The following is an 18126-nucleotide window of genomic DNA, read 5'->3' as shown; positions in this document are numbered from 1 at the left end:
TGAATTGCAGCCAGCTAAAGATTAAGCAAGGTTACGCGTCTTTCTTCTCTTCGTTGCCTTCATTTACTTTTGCGTAGAAGTGAAGCAACTCAGTTAACTCTTTAACCCAACCGAATGCATCTTTAGGTGCGTTCTTTAAGATCTTCTCTACTTTTTCGCAGTGCACTTCGATTGCGATTGCTTCTTCAAGGTTGAAAGAGATTGAGTAGAAGTGCCAAAGCAGTAGGCGAGTCATGCGCTCGATGTTTTGTTGTGAGTTATCCGACTCAGAAAACGCTAGGTTTACTTCGCCAAGCGCAATAGCCGTCATTCGCAGCATCGCATCGAATTTTGCCGACTGCATGCGCTCTTCACTGGTTACTTCTTCTTGTTCGAACGTGAACAATTCTGTCATTGCGTCTTCAGGAACAAGGCGATGGATCATTCTTAAACTAAATTCTTCTAGTTCATGACGAGGCATGGTGATTAAACAAGTTAAGGTGTAGTCGCGTTGCATGGTGTTCTCTTGAATCAGCAAAAAGGTCGGACAGTTTAATGGAGAAGCGAGCTTAGAAAAAGCAGATTTTAGATAAGCCTACCTTTGCAGGCTTATCTGGATGCCGCATACCTGAAAACTAGCGAAAATGGTGAATATAAAAAGCGCTACGCTTTACTATGACTTGGCGGTTGGTATTGCATGGACTGGTCGTTTCTCATAAAAATGTTGCTCGCAACCAAACTGCCAATGCAAATCGAACCAAGGGCGAGCCAAGTCATCGCATCGGGAATCTCGTTAAAAAGCGGGATGGCTAACAAGGTTGCTACTGCGGGGGTTGCACTGCCAAAGGCGGCAGAACGTTCAGCCCCTAAGGTATTGACCGCATAAAGGTAAGTGAACGCCGCTATTAAACCCGCTCCAACACCTTGTACCATTGAATGAATGGCTAGCTCTGCGAAAGGCCATTGAGCGAAAGGGGTATCCATTAAATGGCTAGGGAGCTTTCCGGTGAGGATAAGCAGCACTAACAACAAAGTAGAGCAGAGAGAAATAAACCCTGCACTGACCAAAGCATCTAGGTTGGCGACACGGGCAGAGATAGTGAAGGTTGCCCACATTAAGCTCCCGCACAGGAACAGTAAGTGACCTTTGGTGTATTCAAAGTTGAAGCTGTTTAAGCTACTCCCCAAAAACAACAGTATGCCGAGCAAAACCAGACCTAAACCTACAACACGGTGTCGGCTGAGTGGTTGCTTAAAAAAGAGTACTGCAATTCCTGTGACGAACAGCGGAAGTGTCCCCGGAACTAACGCACTGCCATGTGATACGGGGACAAACTGCATGGCCGTTCCGGCAACAAGTAGATAAGGCAATCCGCTACCCACAAACATACCCGTTAGATATCGTTTAGGGACGACTGCAATGGCGCAGCGTGCTTTCCACATCAACGGTAATAGCACCAAAGCCGGTATGAGAAATCTTGTGAGAGCGATATCTGCAGGTGTTAAATCTGAATTCGCGCCGCCTTTAAGAGAAAGGAAAAAGCTCGCCCAGATCAGCAGAGTGACGGTAATTGATAGATAGCCAAGGTTCATAATAAACAATGAAAGTGAATGATGACTAATTATGGAGGAGAGCTCGTGCCTCAAGTTGGCAAGTTTCGTTCTAACTTGACCTATCATTGAGGATTTCTGCTAACATTCTTTCAATTGTTAACGAATTGAACTAATGAATGGCTTTCACTATGGACAGAATTGATAGACATCTTCTCGAGTTGCTGCAAAAGGACGGTAGATTGACCACAGCAGAGTTAGCTGATGAAGTCGGCTTATCCCCGTCACCTTGTGCTAGACGTATCAAAAGGCTTGAAGAAAAAGGCATTATCGACGGTTACCGCGTGAGCTTATCTCGAGAGAAGGTGGGTGTGGCGATGAGTGTGTTTGTCGAAGTGAGCCTAAACAACCACCAAGAAGTGTCGATCGATAAGTTCGAAGGTGCCATTGTCGAGATGGAGGAGGTGATCAGCTGCCATGTCGTTTCTGGCGCTTATGATTATCTGTTAGAAGTCGTTAGCTCGAACCTGATGGCCTATGAAGCGTTTACCAGAAAGCTTCAGCGTCTCTCTAACGTTAAAGACATCCATACTCATCTAGCGATAAGACAAGTGAAAGGCAATGCGCCGCTTCCTGTTTACACCGACTAAGCAGAGGGAAAGTGTGAGTGTTATCGAGTATAGTGAGCTGAAAACGAAATGGTTTGATCTTTGGATAACAATGCGAAGGTGACAAAAGATCTTCCACAAAATGACAAAATCACGGCAATAAAAAACGGAGCACCTCGTGAAAGGTACTCCGTATATGATAGGTGCAAAACTTAGTGATACTTAAAGTGAGAGATTGAACAATCCCCAGTTTGTGCATTAATTCTGAATGAAAAAGCATGTGAATGGTAATCCACACCATCATTCCAAATTGTTTCTCCAAATATCTTACATAGCTCTAGCTCACTTACTGAACCGAACTCTTCCATGTGTTTAGCTACAGATAAAAGTTTACCTCTTATCTCTGCAGTCCATTCCGTGTTACTCAAGCAGTTGAAAGCCATAGTCTTTTGCATATTACCTAGCCAAAATGTTTCTTGTTATTAAGTTATATGAAGATTCATGATAACAATTTTCTGGCGTTTGTAAATCTATTTTGTGATGAATATCTCACATACTCGCTTGCATTGGTCGGAAATTGAACTTCATTGTTGATAGTTAGCACATTAGTTTTACAACTTATTGATAAAGCTTTGATTAGCGAGCTCTTAGAATATTATGAACTGGGTAGAACATATTTATCGGAAAAGTCCAGTCGAACAGTGAGGTGATCTAATGGTTTCTTCAGTTTGATACATCGCTTACCGGTTGGTTTGTGTGGCGTGCTTCATCAAGCATCGTAGCTTCTGTACGGTATATTGTAGACAGCTGCCGAAATTTTTCACTGAGTGTATAGAGATCTCGAGAGAGTGATTGTGAGCTTTGTACGTGCACCTGCGCGCTTTCTGTTTGTCTCGGTAGTTTTGCTCTAGCACAATGTTTAGCGACGGCTTGCCAAGAATGTGTGAGAGACTCAGCCCCATCTAACTCGGTAGACACAACGTATGCCTGTTTTAATAGAACCTCAGAGACATTGTAAGCGGTATTCATATGACTATTGAGCTGTACATTAAACCTTTGTTCGTACTTTGCCCAAAGCTTAATGATCTGCTTTTTGGTGAAATGTTTGGATAACAGCGTTTGTGACTTGTAGGTTGAGAGAACTTGGTTGAATTCTTTGGTGTATTGGTTGTAACGTCCTTCAAATGAGAGCTGGCGATCCAACAGTATTTGCCAGTTTTCACTGCTACATTGGTTTGCTAGCACGACATTAGTACTCAAAGGTACACACACAATGATAACCTTCACCCAAAAACTCATGACTTTCCTCTACTTACCGCGTTCTCTATATAGAGTATAGATGAGCAGCAGCATGAGTTGATGTACACTTGAACCATACCTAAAACGGAAGAGCTGGTGGATTTGATGAAAAAAGCGCTGATCGCTTTACTTGTGTTGTTAATATTGGGAGGAGGAGCTGCGTATTACTTCTTGATCATGAATAAAGACCCAATTCCACCAGAGAAAATAGAAGAGCCAGCTGTAGAAGTTACTCAGCAGTCAGAATCTGACCTTGCACCCATAATGGATCTTCAGCCTGAACCAGAACAGACGGAATTTTACGTTTTGGATAGAAAGCTTGAAGTGGTAGAACAGCCTGAAATTGATGGGTTGATAACAGATTATCTCTACAAAGGTGAAAAGATCGAAGTGTTAGAGAAACAAGGCGAATGGGCTCGTATCTCTGATTATATTGTTCTCAAAGAAGGTGGCCCGCAGACAGCTGAATGGGTGTCTATGTCAGGTCTATCTAATGATGAAGTGATTATCTCAGAAAAAGAAAGCAAAGAGATATTAGATTCCTATTTGGTTAAGTCTGATGACCTCAAGATTCATCAAGAGAAATTCCGTAATTCGGTGGCTAAACTGATCTCTGAAGGGGAGTGTGTCCCAAGTGATTTTGAAGAACTCGGCGGGTGGGTGAAATCGGTTAAGTACAGCAATCGAGATGTTTATTTTATTTATTGTGGTGGGTTGTCCCTTGAAAATAAAATTTATCTTGACGTAAATACAAATGAAATATTTATGAGGTAGAACCCCACGCTCTATTTATTAATAATGTTTACTTAAGCCCACTCATAGATTGAGTGGGCTTTTTTTGCCTATTCATAATGTTCAGTTTTCCAATCCAGAACGTTAATTATATTGAGTTTTATATGGAATGATAAGGAACCATTTATTAATGGCTAATAAGAGTTTTATTATTATTACCATGATCAATCGTTTCAAAATCTCACTTTGCATTCTTCTTGAAACAAGCTAAGAAATATGGGTTTATCTCTTGTTAACAATGACTTATCTACTTGGTGATAAAGTTGAAAGTAAATAAATCTTTTTGATATCAGTATCTTGCATTAGTTTACATGTTTGCAACATTTCATTGGTTTTGAGAGGGAAGTCAAGTTTTTAATCATAAGATATAAATATTTTCCATTTGTAATAATATTTTTTGATTTTGAGTTGTAGGGTTTAATTAAAGCAAAACGTAAAGTTTAATTATCAACTAAGACATTATCTTATTAACATCATTGTTATTTAATTGCTTGTAAGGGATGGAACCATTAATGAAAAAGCTTGCTTTAATTACAGGGTCAAAAGGCGGTATCGGCTCAGCAATTTCCTCTAAATTAGTTGCAGACGGTTATCGTGTCATCGCGACTTATTTTACAGGAAACTACCAATGTGCATTGGAATGGTTTAACGAAAAAAAATTCACCGAAGATCAAGTGAGATTGTTTGAATTAGATGTTACCAATACTGCGGAATGTGCGCTGAGCTTAAGCAAGTTGTTAGAAGAAGAAGGCACTGTGGATGTACTGGTCAACAACGCAGGTATTACTCGTGATAGCGTATTTAAAAAGATGGATGCTGAAGCATGGAAAGAGGTTATCGAAACGAACTTAAACAGTTTGTTCAACGTGACTCAACCTTTGTTCGCTCCTATGTGCGAAAAGGGTAATTGTCGAGTCATCAATATCTCTTCCGTCAATGGTCTTAAAGGTCAATTCGGACAAACTAACTACTCGGCAGCGAAAGCTGGAATGATTGGTTTCTCTAAAGCTTTGGCTGCGGAAGGCGCTCGTAGTGGCGTAACAGTGAACGTAATTGCCCCTGGCTACACAGCAACTCCTATGGTTGAGCAAATGAAGCCTGAAGTACTGGATTCAATCAAGAACCAAATCCCGATGAAACGCTTAGCAACACCTGTTGAAATTGCGGACGCAGTGGGCTTTTTAGCGAGTGAATCTGGCGCGTACATTACAGGCGAAACATTGTCTGTGAATGGCGGCTTGTACATGCACTAATTGGCGAAACTGAAGGGAATGGAATGATGGAAAAAGTATTTATTGTTGCAGCTAAGCGCACTCCTATTGGTGCATTCACCGGGTCACTAAAAAACGTATCTGCTGGTGATTTGGCTGGCGTTGCTATCAAAGGCGCACTTGAGTCTGTCGATCTTGCGTTGGATGCGATTGATGAAGTGATTGTCGGCAACGTGATTTCGGCAGGTCAAGGCATGGGGGTTGCTCGTCAGGCTTCCATCTATGCAGGGTTACCTGAGGAAACACCTGCATACGGCGTGAACATGATTTGCGGCAGCGGCATGAAATCAGTGATGGATGCAGCGGCGCACATCAAAGCACAAGATGCTGAAGTCGTTATTGCTGCTGGCGTTGAAGTCATGTCTCAAATTCCTTTTGTGGTACCAGCGAGCGTTCGTAACGGTCACAAAATGGGTGACATCTCAATGAAAGACTTACTGGTTGGTGATGGCTTAACCGATGCGTTTAATCACTACCACATGGGCATGACCGCTGAAAATATCGCGAATACGTTGAATATTTCTCGCCTTGCTCAAGATAACTATGCCCTAGAAAGCCAACAGAAAGCAGTCGCGGCGATTGAAGCGGGTAAGTTTAACGATCAAATTGTGCCTGTAGAAGTTAAGCAGCGTCGACAAACTGTCACTTTTGATACCGATGAGTACCCGAAGTCAGACGCAACCTTCGAAGGTCTACAAAAGCTTCGCCCAGCATTTGACCGTGAAGGGTCTGTCACTGCGGGTAACGCTTCGGGCATCAATGATGGCGCGAGTGCAATCATCTTAGCGTCTGAATCGGCGGTAGTGAAACATGGTCTAACACCTTTAGTGGAACTGACCAGTTATGCACAGTCAGGTCTGGACCCAAAGATTATGGGGTTAGGCCCAGTAGAAGCCGTTTCTAAAACGCTTGATAAGGCGAATCTAACTCTAGAAGAAGTAGATTTGTTTGAATTGAATGAAGCGTTTGCAGCACAAGCTCTTGGCGTAATGTACCAATTGTCAGAGCAGCATGACTTACCGCTTGATGAGTTCAAGCCAAAGGTCAATGTGAATGGTGGTGCAATCGCGCTTGGCCATCCTTTAGGTGCTTCAGGCAATCGAATTATTGTTTCACTCATCCATGAAATGCTTGAACAGAAAACGACTTATGGCGTTGCTTCACTCTGTGTGGGTGGAGGAATGGGAACCGCTGTTTTGCTAAAAGGTATTGAAGGTTAGAGCCTGATATATCGGTAGCAAGCTTAAATATCGGATCAGCTTTTCAAAGCATCGTGAGTTAATCGATGAGCGTTGGCTGAAACGATAGTGACACAAATTTATTAAACTATGTATTCATCAGGAGTTACTTATGTACACGGATATTTTCAAAACAATTACTGACCAAACTGAAAAGCAATTTGAACCGTACTTAAAGTTCAACAAGTTGGTTGCAAAGAACGTCCAAACGATGACTGAACTGCAAATGAATGCAATGCAGACTTACACGGACATGGGTCTTGCGCAAATGAAAGCAGTGACTGAAATCAAAGACGTGGCTAGCCTAACGGCGTTCAACAGCCAGCAACTAGCAGCGCTAACTCAACTGTCTCAACAGATGATGAGTGATAGCTCAAAAATGCAAGCTGCTGCAAAAGAGTTCAAAGAAGATGTTGAAACACTAACAACTGAAAACTTGAAAACAGTTACACCTGCATAAATTTAATCGCCATCGAGTTAGCGCAGTGTTTACTGTGAGGCTCGGTGGCGATTTTCCGATTATTGGAGTCATGTTATGTTTCAACACTTCTTTTCGGACTACCTTGTTAAACTTCAACAAACGAACCAGCAATGGTGGGAAAGCTTTGAACAAAACAAGGAAGCCGCGCAATCTCCCCTAAACCAAGCGATGCAAGAATTGAACTTTGATGATGCATCAAAAATCTTCGAGCAAGCCGCTAACCAACCCGCCGTTCTACTTCAGTTACAATCTCAATGGTGGGAACAGCAACTTAAGATCTGGCAGAATGCCGCGCTGATGGGCAACACCGAGAGTGTTATCTCAGAAGACCGCAGCGACAAGCGCTTTATTGATGAAGCGTGGAAAAACGACCCGTTCTACAGCTTTATAAAACAATCCTATTTGTTATTCAGTAAAAGCTATATCGACACCATCAACTCGATCGAAGGTATTGACGAAAAAACCAAAGAGCGAGTGGCGTTCTTTTCTCGTCAGGCAATCAATGCACTTTCTCCAAGCAACTTTATTGCAACGAATCCAGAGTTGATGAAACTGACGCTTGAGCGAAATGGTGAAAACCTCCTCGATGGATTAGAGCAGTTACAAGCAGACGTTGAAGCAAGCGCCGATATACTCAAGATCCGCATGACCAACAACAACGCTTTCCGATTGGGTGTGGATGTTGCGAACACCGAAGGTGATGTTGTCTTTCAAAACGAGCTGTTTGAGCTGATTCAGTACCATCCAAAGACACCGCAGGTTAACGCGACGCCTTTGTTAATCGTTCCGCCGTTCATCAATAAGTACTACATTCTTGACCTTCGTGAGAAGAACTCGATGGTTCGCTGGTTACTTGAGCAAGGACATAGCGTATTCATGATGTCTTGGCGCAACCCTGGTGAAGCGCAGAAAGACACTGAGTTTGGTGATTATGTTACGGAAGGCGTGGTTAAAGCCGTTGCTGCGATTGAAGACATTACCGGTAAAGAGCAGATTAATGCAGCAGGTTACTGTATTGGCGGCACAGTGTTGGCTTCGACGGTGGCTTACTACGCTGCAAAACGCATGAAGAAACGTATTAAAACCGCGACGTTCTTTACCACCTTGTTGGATTTCTCGCAGCCGGGTGAGGTGGGCGCCTATATCAATGAAACGATCATCAACGCCATAGAGAAGCAGAACGATGGCAAGGGCTATATGGATGGTCGTTCGTTGAGTGTGACGTTCAGTTTGCTTCGTGAAAATAGTCTGTACTGGAACTATTACATTGATAACTACCTCAAAGGCAGCAGCCCGATGGAGTTTGATCTTCTGTACTGGAACAGTGACAGCACAAACGTGGCGGCTAAGTGTCATAACTTCTTGTTGCGAGAGCTTTATCTAGAAAACAAACTGGTTCAAGACAAAGGCGTGAAAGTGGGCGGTGTTTGGATTGATCTCAATAAGATAAAAATACCAAGCTACTTCATTTCAGCCAAAGAAGATCATATAGCTCTTTGGCAGGGGACTTACCGTGGTGCCTTGAATACCGGTGGCAACAAGACGTTCGTGCTGGGCGAGTCTGGTCATATTGCGGGTATTGTTAATCACCCAGACAAGAAGAAGTATGGATTCTGGCTTAACGATAACTTAGATGATTCTGCAGACGAGTGGTTATCGAATGCGACTCACAATGAAGGTTCATGGTGGACACACTGGAATCAGTGGCTCCAAGGTTTTGAAACTGAAGAAAAAATCGAACCTTTCAATCAAGGCTCAGAGCTTAATCCTGTGATTGGCAAGGCTCCAGGTAACTATGTAAAACAGGTACTTCCTATCGTCGATAAAGAAAACGTTGATACAGAAGTTGCTAAGAAAGACGTACCGGAAAGTGAAGCTTAGAGTACGTATACGTATTTGAAAGTAAAAGTACAGAGCGTCAGATAATAAAAAAGCCACTGAAATCAGTGGCTTTTCCTATCAACGCATTATCAGAAGTAACTGGTAGACGTTGATGCAATCTCGATTATTAATCGATTTCTTTGTCTTTACCCATAGATAAAATCCAAAGAGAAACGGCTGCAACACCTGCGAAGCCGCCAAGAATGATAACTGGCATAGCGCTGTAACCTAGGATGTGCCAAATTACGCTTTCTAAAGTACTCATTCAATCGCTCCTTATTGCCAGCCTTCAACGCCGTGCATGTCTGGTAGTTTGTGTGCAATACCTTTGTGACAGTCTACACACGTTTTTTCACCAGAAGCTAGCGCAGTCGAGTGTTGTTTCGCGCTACGAGGGCTCTGCTCTGAGAAGTCCATGTAATCGAACTGGTGACAGTTACGACACTCAAGTGAATCGTTCTTTTTCAATCGAGCCCATTCGCGTTCCGCTAGGTGAGCACGACGTGCTTTGAACTTTTCTTCAGTATTGATGGTTTTCGCAATAAAGTGTGCGTATAGCTCTTTAGATGCTTGAACCTTACGAACAATTTTATCTGTCCATTCATGAGGTACGTGACAGTCTGAACAGATAGCACGAACACCAGAACGGTTAGAGTAGTGAATTGTCTCTTGGATTTCAGCAACGATAGGTGCGTGACAGCCAGAACAGAACTCTTCCGTGTTAGTTGCCTCCATACCCGTGTTGAATGCACCCCAGAACAAAAGACCACCCGAGAAACCCAAGAACAAAACAACGCCTACGGCTGCTTTACTTGGTGTCGCGAGTCTTTTCCAAAACGCTTTAAGTAATTTTATCATATATAGCCTCTCTTACAGTCCGGCTACGATTAACGCAGTGAATCTACAGGTTTGAACTCGTTCTCAACTAGTGGCTTAGCATTAGCTTGAGGTACGTGACACTGTAGACAGAAGTAACGACGAGGTGATACGTCTGCAAGTACCGCATCTTCACGGTTCATGTAGTGAGTTACACTCACTTTAGTAGCACCCATTTCTTTTGCGTTTTTCCAGCTGTGGCAAGAAAGACACTTGTTAGCGTTAAGAGAAACTTCATAGCTACGAATAGTATGAGGCACTAGAGGTGGTTGGTATACGTAGTCACTCTCAAGTACTTGGTCACGAGGGAACTTTTTGAAGTCATCTGCTGCGCGAGTTGCTTCAAGTTCACTTGCACCACGTAGAGATTCTACGCCACCAATGCCGCCTGGGTTATCCAGTTCAGCTTGAGCTTGAACTGCACCAGCTAGCAAAAGACCAGCTGATAGTAGAGCAGTAATCAGTTTTTTCATGGTTAATTTCTCCGCCTAAAGGCTAATTCTTTGAGAGGACTACTTTTTTCAAAAGCGTGAAAAAAGTAGCCGCAATATTAGATACTTAAGATCGTCTCTCTAAGCCTAGGGCTTAAGCGACTTTAGTGATCTTAACTGGACACTTCTTGTAGTCCGTCTGTTTAGACAGAGGATCCGTTGCATCCAAGATCAACTTGTTGATCAGAATTCTTGCATCAAAGAATGGTACGAATACCAAGCCTTGTGGTGGACGGTTACGGCCGCGAGTTTCAACACGCACACGAACTTCACCACGTTTGTTTTCGATAAGAACTTCATCACCACGGCGAAGACCACGAGCTTTAGCGTCAGCAGGGTGGATGTAACAAAGTGCATCCGGTACTGCTTTGTAAAGCTCTGGTACACGACGAGTCATAGTACCTGTATGCCAGTGCTCAAGAACACGGCCTGTACATAGCCACATATCGTATTCTTCGTTTGGTACTTCTGGTGGAGCTTCATATGGAGCATTGATGATCAGCGCTTTACCATCTGGTTTTCCGTAGAAGTCCCAGCCAGAGCCTTTCTTAGCGTATGGATCTGAACCTTCTTTAAAGCGCCATAGTGTTTCTTTACCGTCAACAACTGGCCAACGTAGGCCGCGTACTTTGTGATAAGTATCGTATGGTGCTAAATCGTGACCGTGGTCGCGACCAAATGCAGCGTACTCTTCGAATAGACCTTTTTGAACGTAGAAACCTTGTGCTTGTGCATCGTCGTTAAGCTCTTGAGCTTCAGACAGAGGGAACGCATCAACATTGCCGTTTTTGTAAAGCACGTCGTACATGGTTTTGCCACGGTACTCAGGCATTTTCGCAACCAGTTCTTCCCCCCAAACTTCTTCAATAGTGAAGCGCTTAGAGAACTCCATGATTTGCCATAGGTCAGACTTAGCTTCACCTACTGTTTTCACTTGTTGGTACCAAGCTTGTGTACGACGCTCAGCGTTACCGTAAGCACCTTCTTTCTCAATCCACATTGCGGTAGGAAGGATAAGGTCAGCAGCTTGAGCTGTTGCTGTTGGGTACGGGTCTGAACAAACAATGAAGTTGTCTGGGTTACGGTAACCAGGTAGACGCTCAGTGTTGATGTTTGGACCAGCTTGCATGTTGTTGTTACACATTACCCAGTAAGCGTTGATCGTACCGTCTTTCAATGCTCGGTCTTGAGCAACAGCGTGTTTACCAGGTTTTGCTGGGATAGTGCCTTCTGGAAGTTTCCAGATGTCTTCTGCAATCTTACGGTGTTTAGGGTTAGCAACCACCATATCTGCAGGTAGACGGTGAGAGAACGTACCTACTTCACGAGCTGTACCACACGCAGATGGCTGACCAGTTAGTGAGAATGGGCTGTTACCTGGAGTAGAAATCTTACCTGTTAGAAGGTGGATGTTGTACACAAGGCTGTTCATCCATACACCACGAGTATGTTGGTTCATACCCATTGTCCATAGAGACATCACTTTGATGTTTGGATCCGCGTATTGCTTAGCAAGCTTGATCAGGTTCTCTTCAGATACGCCTGACATTTCAGATGCTTTTTCTACTGTGTACTCAGCAACCGATGCTTTGTAATCTTCGAAAGAGATTGCAGTCATTGCGCCTGAGTTAGGGTTTGCTGCTGCTTTCTGTAGAGGATCATCATCACGAAGACCGTAACCGATGTCTGTTGTTGCTTGCTTGAAGTTCGTGTGTTTGTTCACGAAGTCCCAGTTAACTGCATCGTTTTGGATGATGTAGTTTGCGATGAAGTTTGCAATCGCAAGGTCAGACTGAGGGTTGAAGATGTAACCAGTGTCTGCAAGCTCAAAAGAACGGTGGTAGTAAGTAGACAGTACGTTTACTTGAACGTGTGGGTGGCTTAGACGACGGTCTGTAATACGAGTCCATAGTACTGGGTGCATTTCTGCCATGTTTGAACCCCACAGTACAAATGCGTCTGCGTGTTCAAAGTCATCGTAACAACCCATTGGCTCATCGATACCGAAGGTACGCATGAATGCACCTACCGCAGAAGCCATACAGTGACGAGCGTTTGGATCGATGTTGTTTGAACGGAAACCCGCTTTCATCATCTTAACGGCTGCGTAGCCTTCCATTACTGTCCACTGACCAGAACCGAACATACCAACACCTGTTGGGCCGTTCTTCTTAAGAGATGCTTTCCATTTCTCAGCCATCACGTCGAACGCTTTGTCCCAAGATACTGGTGCGAAATCACCATCTTTATGGAACTCGCCATCTTTCATACGAAGAAGAGGCTGTTCTAGACGGTCTTTGCCGTACATGATTTTTGAAAGGAAGTAGCCTTTGATACAGTTAAGGCCTTTGTTTACCGGTGCTTCTGGGTCGCCTTGAGTCGCAACCACTTTGCCGTTTTGAGTACCTACTAGTACCGAACAGCCCGTACCACAAAAACGACAAGGCGCTTTATCCCACGTGATTTTTGTTTGATCAGAGCTAGCAATCAGATTGGTTGCTGTTGCTGGTAGTGTCACACCTGCAACGGCTGCCGCTGATGCAGCTGCGTTTGCTTTCACAAACGCACGTCTTGTCATTTTCATACTTCACCCTCAAGTTGAGAATTGTTGCTTCCAGTTTCTAAATCCGTTTCTTCTAGTCCAGTTTCGATTTGGTGATAAACCAAAGCTGTCCCTAAAACGTTCTTAATGTTGTTTATTGCTTCGATGGTGTCCGTTACAAAACCTTGGTTTTCGGTTTCTAGGACCACGATGATTTTGCCTTCAGGGCTATCTCCGTAGATTTCAGCGTTATCGAATTGCTCGATCTCTGCTTTGATCTCATTGAGATGCTCTGGGCTCACATGCACGACTAAACTTGATATATGCACTTCATTTAGTGCCATAAATTGCTCTCGTTATTTTTATTTATGCATTACTCACAAGAATAGCTGAAGTAGGGCAAACTGCTACGCAGGCTCCACAACCGTTACACTCATTTAACTCGATTTTTGGTAGAGCAACACTGCCTGCTCTAAGTTGAAATTGAATGGCCATAGGTTCACACATGTCACCACAGCTTCGGCATTCAACATTTTGTTGCGCTAAACACTTATCAGAGATACTTGCTTTTGCTTGCCAAGGCTCTCCTTGCTTTGGCGTAAAAATGGGTTCAGGACAAACGTCTGCGCATTGATAGCAGAACGTACATTCATCAATTGAGAAATCGACAGTAGGAAACCCACCATCGCCTACAATGATTATCTCAGTCTCACAACTCTCGATGCATTTACCGCAACGAGTGCAGTCATCTGCAAAGCTTTCTAGGTTTTTAATCCAAGGCAAACGAATCTGGCTTGAATCAACTTTTTGCCTAGAAAATAGACGGCGTTTTGATAGATCTACCACTAGATACCCATAGATGTTGCTAAGATGTTGTAATTGTAGGTCATTATTCCATTAATATCTTGTAATTTGTCCTCACAAGTAGTGTAGTTTTAGAAACAATTGTATAAATACCCCCTTAGGGCTAATTGGGGGCATATATTGTCTCAGATCAATAAATTACGAAGCGAGTGATCACATATTGAATGGAGCTATGATTTTTGATGTGTGACAATACGTCTTGCTGGCAAGTCATTTATCAATAGGAAGGCTCTTTTGCTTATAAAACCGGTTTCATCTGTAACGAGTACGATAGCTAAGTCACTGCTATCTATACTGCTGTTGTCGGTTACTACGACTGGCTTTGCTATCTTTACATTGGCTTCAAGTCTGAATGATGCAGAAGCGGTGAATGTCGCAGGTTCAATGCGAATGCAGAGTTACCGTCTAGCCCATGATATTCAAATAGAATCAGTTGATTATGATTCTCATATCCGTGAATTCGAAAGCTCTCTTTACTCACCGTCGATGACCAATTTGGTAAGTTGGGAAGTTCCGACAGACATCACAGAAGACTACTATCTAATCATTGGCCGTTGGCATGAGCTGAAACGTGTATTGAACAGTGAAGACCGCAAACACTATCTCGTGTTGGTTGAAAACTTCGTGACTGAAATCGATGGCTTCGTTTTTAAGCTGCAAGAGTTCTCTGAAGATAAGCTGATAAAACTGGCGTGGGCTGGTGGTATTGGTTTAGGCGGAATTCTGGTCATATCTCTTTTTGTTGTTCACTTTGTACGTAAACAAGTTGTTAAACCGCTACATGCCTTAGTTGGAGCCAGCCAGCGAATTAAGAACAGTGATTTTGAAGTAGAACTCAAAGTGACCAGTAGCAACGAAATGGGCATTTTGACTAAAACCTTTAACTCGATGGCGAAAGATCTCGGCGTGCTTTATCGCAATCTTGAAGATGTAGTAGATGCTAAGACGGTAGAACTACAAAATGCTAACCAGTCACTGCAGGCACTTTATCACTCGTCACAAGAGCTCACGGTGACACGTATCGCGCCTGAAAATTTCCGAGCTATTCTGCAGCACCTAGTCAGTCTAGAAGGAATAGAGTCGTTAAGGCTTGAGATAGCTGATAACTCGGGTCGTTCATTGATTATGGATGAAGGCTACGATTCGAATTTAGATTACGAAAAGTTCGAGATGAAGCTAGATGATAACGAACTCATTCTCGGTTACTTGTACTGTTCGTATCACCATGGGCATTCTACCAAGGCGTTGATCGAGAGCTTTATTCAACTGTTATCTCGAGCTATTTATTATAATCGTGCCCAAAAGAAAGCCGAACAGCTTATTATTATGGAAGAACGAGCGACGATCGCACGTGAGTTGCACGATTCACTGGCTCAATCACTATCCTACTTGAAAATCCAAGTTACATTATTAAAGCGTGTGATTGGAAAGTTACCAGAGCAGCAACACAGAGAGCAGTCAGAACAAATAGCGTCGGAAATCGGTAACGGTTTAGCAGACGCCTATACTCAGTTAAGAGAGCTACTCACCACATTCAGGTTGACCATAAAAGAGGGCAACTTCGGAGATGCTTTGAGCACCATGCTTGAAGAGCTCAGCGAAAGAACAGATGCAAAGATTAACCTAACCAATAATCTTTCATCCATAGAGCTTGATGCACATAGTCAGGTTCACTTGCTTCAGTTGATTCGTGAGGCAACAATAAATGCAATAAAACACGCCAATGCCGACTTGATAGATGTATGCTGTATCGATGAGGACGGTGAAGTATTAGTCGTGATTAAAGATAATGGAGATGGCTTTGACTCAAGTAGTTCTAAGACGAACCACTACGGGATGAGCATTATGCAGGAGCGTGCGGCAAGACTGAATGGCGACTTAACGATTGAAGCAGCTCAAGGTGAAGGCTGTACAGTCATATTGAAATATAAAAGTTTGAAGGAAGTTAAAGTTGACGATTTGTAAAGTAATGCTGGTTGATGATCATCCATTGATGCGTAGAGGTATAAGTCAATTACTGAGCTTTGAAGATGAATTCGAAGTGATTGCAGAAGCAAGTAACGGTACTGAAGCAGTCGCTCTTGCCCATGAAGAAGAACCTGATTTGATCTTATTGGATCTTAATATGAAAGGTATGTCTGGACTTGATACGCTGAAAGCACTTCGTACTGACGGCTCAAGCGCAAACATTGTAATCCTGACTGTCTCTGATAGCCCTGCAGACATTGAAGCGATTGTAAAAGCGGGTGCTGATGGTTACTTGTTGAAAGACACAGAACCCGATGAGTTAATCGAACTGCTTAAGCAAGCACACAGTGGTGACAAGGCATACAGCAGTGTGGTTGCTCGTTACTTAAATGACGCAGGTAGCCGTAATGATATCTTCGACCAACTGACTGAACGCGAAATGCAAATCCTTCAAGAAGTTGCGAAAGGTTACCGCAACAAACAGATCGCTGATCACCTGTTTATTTCTGAATCGACAGTTAAGGTACATATGAAAAGCTTGCTGAAAAAGCTGCAAGTGCCTTCACGTACTGCTGCCACGGTTCTGTATCTAGAACGCTATGGTGAAATGAAGTAGGGCTTGTTCCTTTGAAATAAAACTATTTCAAGCCTGACTGCTTATACGTGTCTCGATAGTCTTAACGATGTTGAGACAGTGATATTAAAAAGGCGCTGAACTTATTAAGTTCAGCGCCTTTTGTTTAAGCATTTTATATCGATATTGGTGTTACTAAGTAGCTGTGCTTACTAACGTTGGCTTACGCTGCCATAGGAACCAATACAAGCGTACCGAAGATAACCGTAATAAGACCACAGATTACAGGTACAGACGTACGTTTTACTACTTCAAATGGGCTGATTTTACCCATACCAGATGTCGCTACAATTACACCAGATACTGGCGAAATGGTACGGCCTAGGTTCGATGCTTGAAGCATTGGGATGATTAGGAACGCTGGGTTCAAGCCCATTTTCGCAGCCAGTGATGGAGCCAGTTCTACGAATGCATAGAATGGCGCGTTACCAGAACCTGTCGCGATAGCTGCAGCCACCGTTAGACCCGTCAGGATAAGCATCAATGCGATACCGCCTGCGCCTGCAGATTCAGCAAGACCGATTAGGTTATCAATCGCACCAATAGACATTAGACCTTGAGCAAATACGCCTGCCGCAACCAACAGCATTACCACGCCTTTGAACGCGTCAGCCATACCTTGGTAGCAAGAGTCTAAATCTTCTAATGTTTTCTCGCCGTCAAACTTCTTAACAACGTAATCGATGACCGCGCCCACGAAGATAGAACCTACCACAATGGTGTAGATATCAAGTGAAAGCCCTGGAATCGTACGACCGTTGAATAGGAAAACGCCGATGATAGGTAGAAATGGAAGTGCAGCGTAGAAAGCTGGTGCCGTTGTTTCGATTTCAGAAACGTCAACTTTTTCCATTGGTGTGTTTTCTTTCTTATCTAGGTATTTGTTCCAGAAGAAAGCCGCACCCGCCATCACGATGATCGCACAGATAGAAACAGGCAGTACCGTTTGAACAGCAAACACATCAAGAGACATGCCTGACTTTTCTGCCGCGATTACCACATCACCAGAGGTTGGTGAAAGAATGATGGCTGCAGGTGATGCACAAACCGCAACTGCCGCTGGGCGAGAAATACCCATTGCCGTCATCATTGGGAATAGGGTTGCCATCAATAGTACACCGAGACCCGTTGCAGAACTTACTGCTAGAGACATTAGACACGCTACGATGTAAGCCGCAACAAGAAGTACGTAGGGAGATTTGATCGCAGCAAGTGGTTTAGAGAACTGTTTCACTACCACATTGTTAGCACCAATGTGCGTCATGTAAGAAGCAAAACCACAAAGAAGCATGATTTGCATGCCTAGGCCGCCCCCGCGGTACTGAAGCATGTATTTAACAAATTCTAGTGAGTCGGTAACCATGTTACCTGTTGAAGCGACTTTAGCTGGTAAGACTGTGTGACCAATAAGGCCGGTGATAAGAAGTAGGGCAAGGCCAGCAGTTAGTAATACACCCGCCGCTTTATAGCCTTTTACAATAAAGTAACCAACAGCAATAGTAATCACTAATCCGATCAAGAGCTCTAACATAGAAATCTCCACAAAGTTTAAAAAATATAAGAAAGTGTTTCAGAATATGACAATGAATGTACAGAAAACTGCACTGTGGCACGAGGCATAGTTGAGGTTGATATGATCTAAGACAAACAT

At 43.4% G+C, this 18126-nt stretch carries 19 protein-coding genes; 8 read left to right on the top strand and 11 right to left on the bottom strand.

Translation table 11 applies throughout. The annotated features are described in order from the left end of the window. Window positions 1-31: 31 nt before the first annotated feature. Both FTW16_RS08740 and FTW16_RS08735 read right to left on the bottom strand, forming a co-directional pair. Window positions 32-496 carry an exoribonuclease R gene (locus FTW16_RS08740; protein ID WP_146490729.1) on the bottom strand — a complete coding sequence of 155 codons (465 nt, stop codon included), beginning with the start codon at window positions 494-496 and terminating at the stop codon, window positions 32-34. A gap of 146 nt (window positions 497-642) precedes the next feature. Further along, on the bottom strand, window positions 643-1572 hold the full coding sequence (locus FTW16_RS08735) for a DMT family transporter (protein ID WP_146490728.1): 930 nt from the start codon (window positions 1570-1572) through the stop codon (window positions 643-645). Between the two features lie 149 nt (window positions 1573-1721). Between FTW16_RS08735 and FTW16_RS08730 the strand changes: the two genes are divergently transcribed. Continuing rightward, window positions 1722-2180 carry an Lrp/AsnC family transcriptional regulator gene (locus FTW16_RS08730; protein ID WP_146490727.1) on the top strand — a complete coding sequence of 153 codons (459 nt, stop codon included), beginning with the start codon at window positions 1722-1724 and terminating at the stop codon, window positions 2178-2180. A 170-nt stretch (window positions 2181-2350) separates the two neighbouring features. Here FTW16_RS08730 and FTW16_RS08725 read toward each other — a convergent pair whose 3' ends face one another. Both FTW16_RS08725 and FTW16_RS08720 read right to left on the bottom strand, forming a co-directional pair. Continuing rightward, window positions 2351-2593, bottom strand: coding sequence for a hypothetical protein (locus tag FTW16_RS08725; protein ID WP_146490726.1), 243 nt, complete (start codon window positions 2591-2593; stop codon window positions 2351-2353). Between the two features lie 268 nt (window positions 2594-2861). Further along, complete coding sequence (locus tag FTW16_RS08720) at window positions 2862-3437, bottom strand: hypothetical protein (RefSeq protein ID WP_146490725.1); 576 nt, start codon at window positions 3435-3437, stop codon at window positions 2862-2864. 96 nt (window positions 3438-3533) lie between these two features. Between FTW16_RS08720 and FTW16_RS08715 the strand changes: the two genes are divergently transcribed. The 5 genes from FTW16_RS08715 to phaC all read left to right on the top strand — a co-directional run bounded on the left by FTW16_RS08715 (window position 3534) and on the right by phaC (window position 9100). Further along, window positions 3534-4211: an SH3 domain-containing protein gene (locus FTW16_RS08715; protein WP_146490724.1), complete on the top strand. Its 678-nt coding sequence runs from the start codon at window positions 3534-3536 to the stop codon at window positions 4209-4211. 530 nt (window positions 4212-4741) lie between these two features. Beyond that, window positions 4742-5482, top strand: a complete 741-nt coding sequence (locus FTW16_RS08710) for an SDR family oxidoreductase (protein ID WP_146490723.1) — start codon at window positions 4742-4744, stop codon at window positions 5480-5482. A 26-nt stretch (window positions 5483-5508) separates the two neighbouring features. Then, the gene (locus tag FTW16_RS08705) at window positions 5509-6720 is read left to right on the top strand and encodes an acetyl-CoA C-acetyltransferase (protein ID WP_146490722.1); all 1212 of its coding nucleotides are present in this window, start codon (window positions 5509-5511) and stop codon (window positions 6718-6720) included. Window positions 6721-6850: 130 nt separating this feature from the next. Further along, window positions 6851-7198 (top strand): phasin family protein, encoded by a 348-nt coding sequence (locus tag FTW16_RS08700; protein ID WP_055318901.1) that lies wholly within the window; start codon window positions 6851-6853, stop codon window positions 7196-7198. A 75-nt stretch (window positions 7199-7273) separates the two neighbouring features. Continuing rightward, window positions 7274-9100, top strand: coding sequence for a class I poly(R)-hydroxyalkanoic acid synthase (phaC, locus tag FTW16_RS08695; RefSeq protein ID WP_146490721.1), 1827 nt, complete (start codon window positions 7274-7276; stop codon window positions 9098-9100). A gap of 127 nt (window positions 9101-9227) precedes the next feature. Here the strand turns inward: phaC and FTW16_RS08690 are convergent, their stop codons facing one another. The 6 genes from FTW16_RS08690 to napF all read right to left on the bottom strand — a co-directional run bounded on the left by FTW16_RS08690 (window position 9228) and on the right by napF (window position 13855). Further along, entirely contained in the window at window positions 9228-9365 is a 138-nt protein-coding gene (locus FTW16_RS08690; RefSeq protein ID WP_010430103.1) for a TIGR02808 family protein, read from the bottom strand. Window positions 9366-9376: 11 nt separating this feature from the next. Continuing rightward, the gene (locus FTW16_RS08685) at window positions 9377-9958 is read right to left on the bottom strand and encodes a NapC/NirT family cytochrome c (protein ID WP_009845456.1); all 582 of its coding nucleotides are present in this window, start codon (window positions 9956-9958) and stop codon (window positions 9377-9379) included. 29 nt (window positions 9959-9987) lie between these two features. Beyond that, on the bottom strand, window positions 9988-10449 hold the full coding sequence (locus FTW16_RS08680) for a nitrate reductase cytochrome c-type subunit (RefSeq protein WP_004731324.1): 462 nt from the start codon (window positions 10447-10449) through the stop codon (window positions 9988-9990). Between the two features lie 112 nt (window positions 10450-10561). Beyond that, entirely contained in the window at window positions 10562-13051 is a 2490-nt protein-coding gene (napA, locus tag FTW16_RS08675; RefSeq protein ID WP_048660077.1) for a periplasmic nitrate reductase subunit alpha, read from the bottom strand. Beyond that, the gene (locus tag FTW16_RS08670; protein ID WP_017058194.1) at window positions 13048-13353 is read right to left on the bottom strand and encodes a chaperone NapD; all 306 of its coding nucleotides are present in this window, start codon (window positions 13351-13353) and stop codon (window positions 13048-13050) included. Before FTW16_RS08670 ends, napA begins: the two co-directional genes overlap by 4 nt. Window positions 13354-13375: 22 nt before the next feature. Further along, the gene (napF, locus tag FTW16_RS08665) at window positions 13376-13855 is read right to left on the bottom strand and encodes a ferredoxin-type protein NapF (protein WP_048660078.1); all 480 of its coding nucleotides are present in this window, start codon (window positions 13853-13855) and stop codon (window positions 13376-13378) included. A gap of 252 nt (window positions 13856-14107) precedes the next feature. Between napF and narQ the strand changes: the two genes are divergently transcribed. Beyond that, the gene (gene narQ / locus FTW16_RS08660) at window positions 14108-15838 is read left to right on the top strand and encodes a nitrate/nitrite two-component system sensor histidine kinase NarQ (protein ID WP_146490720.1); all 1731 of its coding nucleotides are present in this window, start codon (window positions 14108-14110) and stop codon (window positions 15836-15838) included. After that, window positions 15825-16457 carry a response regulator gene (locus tag FTW16_RS08655; RefSeq protein ID WP_008219279.1) on the top strand — a complete coding sequence of 211 codons (633 nt, stop codon included), beginning with the start codon at window positions 15825-15827 and terminating at the stop codon, window positions 16455-16457. The genes narQ and FTW16_RS08655 overlap by 14 nt, the downstream gene beginning before the upstream one ends. A gap of 181 nt (window positions 16458-16638) precedes the next feature. On the opposite strand, the gene dcuC is transcribed toward FTW16_RS08655, so the two are convergent. Then, entirely contained in the window at window positions 16639-18006 is a 1368-nt protein-coding gene (gene dcuC, locus FTW16_RS08650) for an anaerobic C4-dicarboxylate transporter DcuC (protein WP_009845449.1), read from the bottom strand. Window positions 18007-18126 lie beyond the last annotated feature (120 nt).

It is taken from the genome of Vibrio sp. T20, from assembly GCF_007858795.1.
Taxonomy (GTDB): Bacteria; Pseudomonadota; Gammaproteobacteria; order Enterobacterales; family Vibrionaceae; genus Vibrio; species Vibrio satsumensis.
Note: the sequence above shows the minus strand (reverse complement) of the source record. Positions and strands in the feature narration are given on the sequence as shown.

Coding starts and splice junctions, on each gene's coding strand:
- FTW16_RS08740 (WP_146490729.1), bottom strand. CDS start 496: ATGCAACGCGACTACACCTTAACTTGTTTAATCACCATGCCTCGTCAT.
- FTW16_RS08735 (WP_146490728.1), bottom strand. CDS start 1,572: ATGAACCTTGGCTATCTATCAATTACCGTCACTCTGCTGATCTGGGCG.
- FTW16_RS08730 (WP_146490727.1), top strand. CDS start 1,722: ATGGACAGAATTGATAGACATCTTCTCGAGTTGCTGCAAAAGGACGGT.
- FTW16_RS08725 (WP_146490726.1), bottom strand. CDS start 2,593: ATGCAAAAGACTATGGCTTTCAACTGCTTGAGTAACACGGAATGGACT.
- FTW16_RS08720 (WP_146490725.1), bottom strand. CDS start 3,437: ATGAGTTTTTGGGTGAAGGTTATCATTGTGTGTGTACCTTTGAGTACT.
- FTW16_RS08710 (WP_146490723.1), top strand. CDS start 4,742: ATGAAAAAGCTTGCTTTAATTACAGGGTCAAAAGGCGGTATCGGCTCA.
- FTW16_RS08705 (WP_146490722.1), top strand. CDS start 5,509: ATGGAAAAAGTATTTATTGTTGCAGCTAAGCGCACTCCTATTGGTGCA.
- FTW16_RS08700 (WP_055318901.1), top strand. CDS start 6,851: ATGTACACGGATATTTTCAAAACAATTACTGACCAAACTGAAAAGCAA.
- phaC (WP_146490721.1), top strand. CDS start 7,274: ATGTTTCAACACTTCTTTTCGGACTACCTTGTTAAACTTCAACAAACG.
- FTW16_RS08690 (WP_010430103.1), bottom strand. CDS start 9,365: ATGAGTACTTTAGAAAGCGTAATTTGGCACATCCTAGGTTACAGCGCT.
- FTW16_RS08685 (WP_009845456.1), bottom strand. CDS start 9,958: ATGATAAAATTACTTAAAGCGTTTTGGAAAAGACTCGCGACACCAAGT.
- FTW16_RS08680 (WP_004731324.1), bottom strand. CDS start 10,449: ATGAAAAAACTGATTACTGCTCTACTATCAGCTGGTCTTTTGCTAGCT.
- napA (WP_048660077.1), bottom strand. CDS start 13,051: ATGAAAATGACAAGACGTGCGTTTGTGAAAGCAAACGCAGCTGCATCA.
- FTW16_RS08670 (WP_017058194.1), bottom strand. CDS start 13,353: ATGGCACTAAATGAAGTGCATATATCAAGTTTAGTCGTGCATGTGAGC.
- dcuC (WP_009845449.1), bottom strand. CDS start 18,006: ATGTTAGAGCTCTTGATCGGATTAGTGATTACTATTGCTGTTGGTTAC.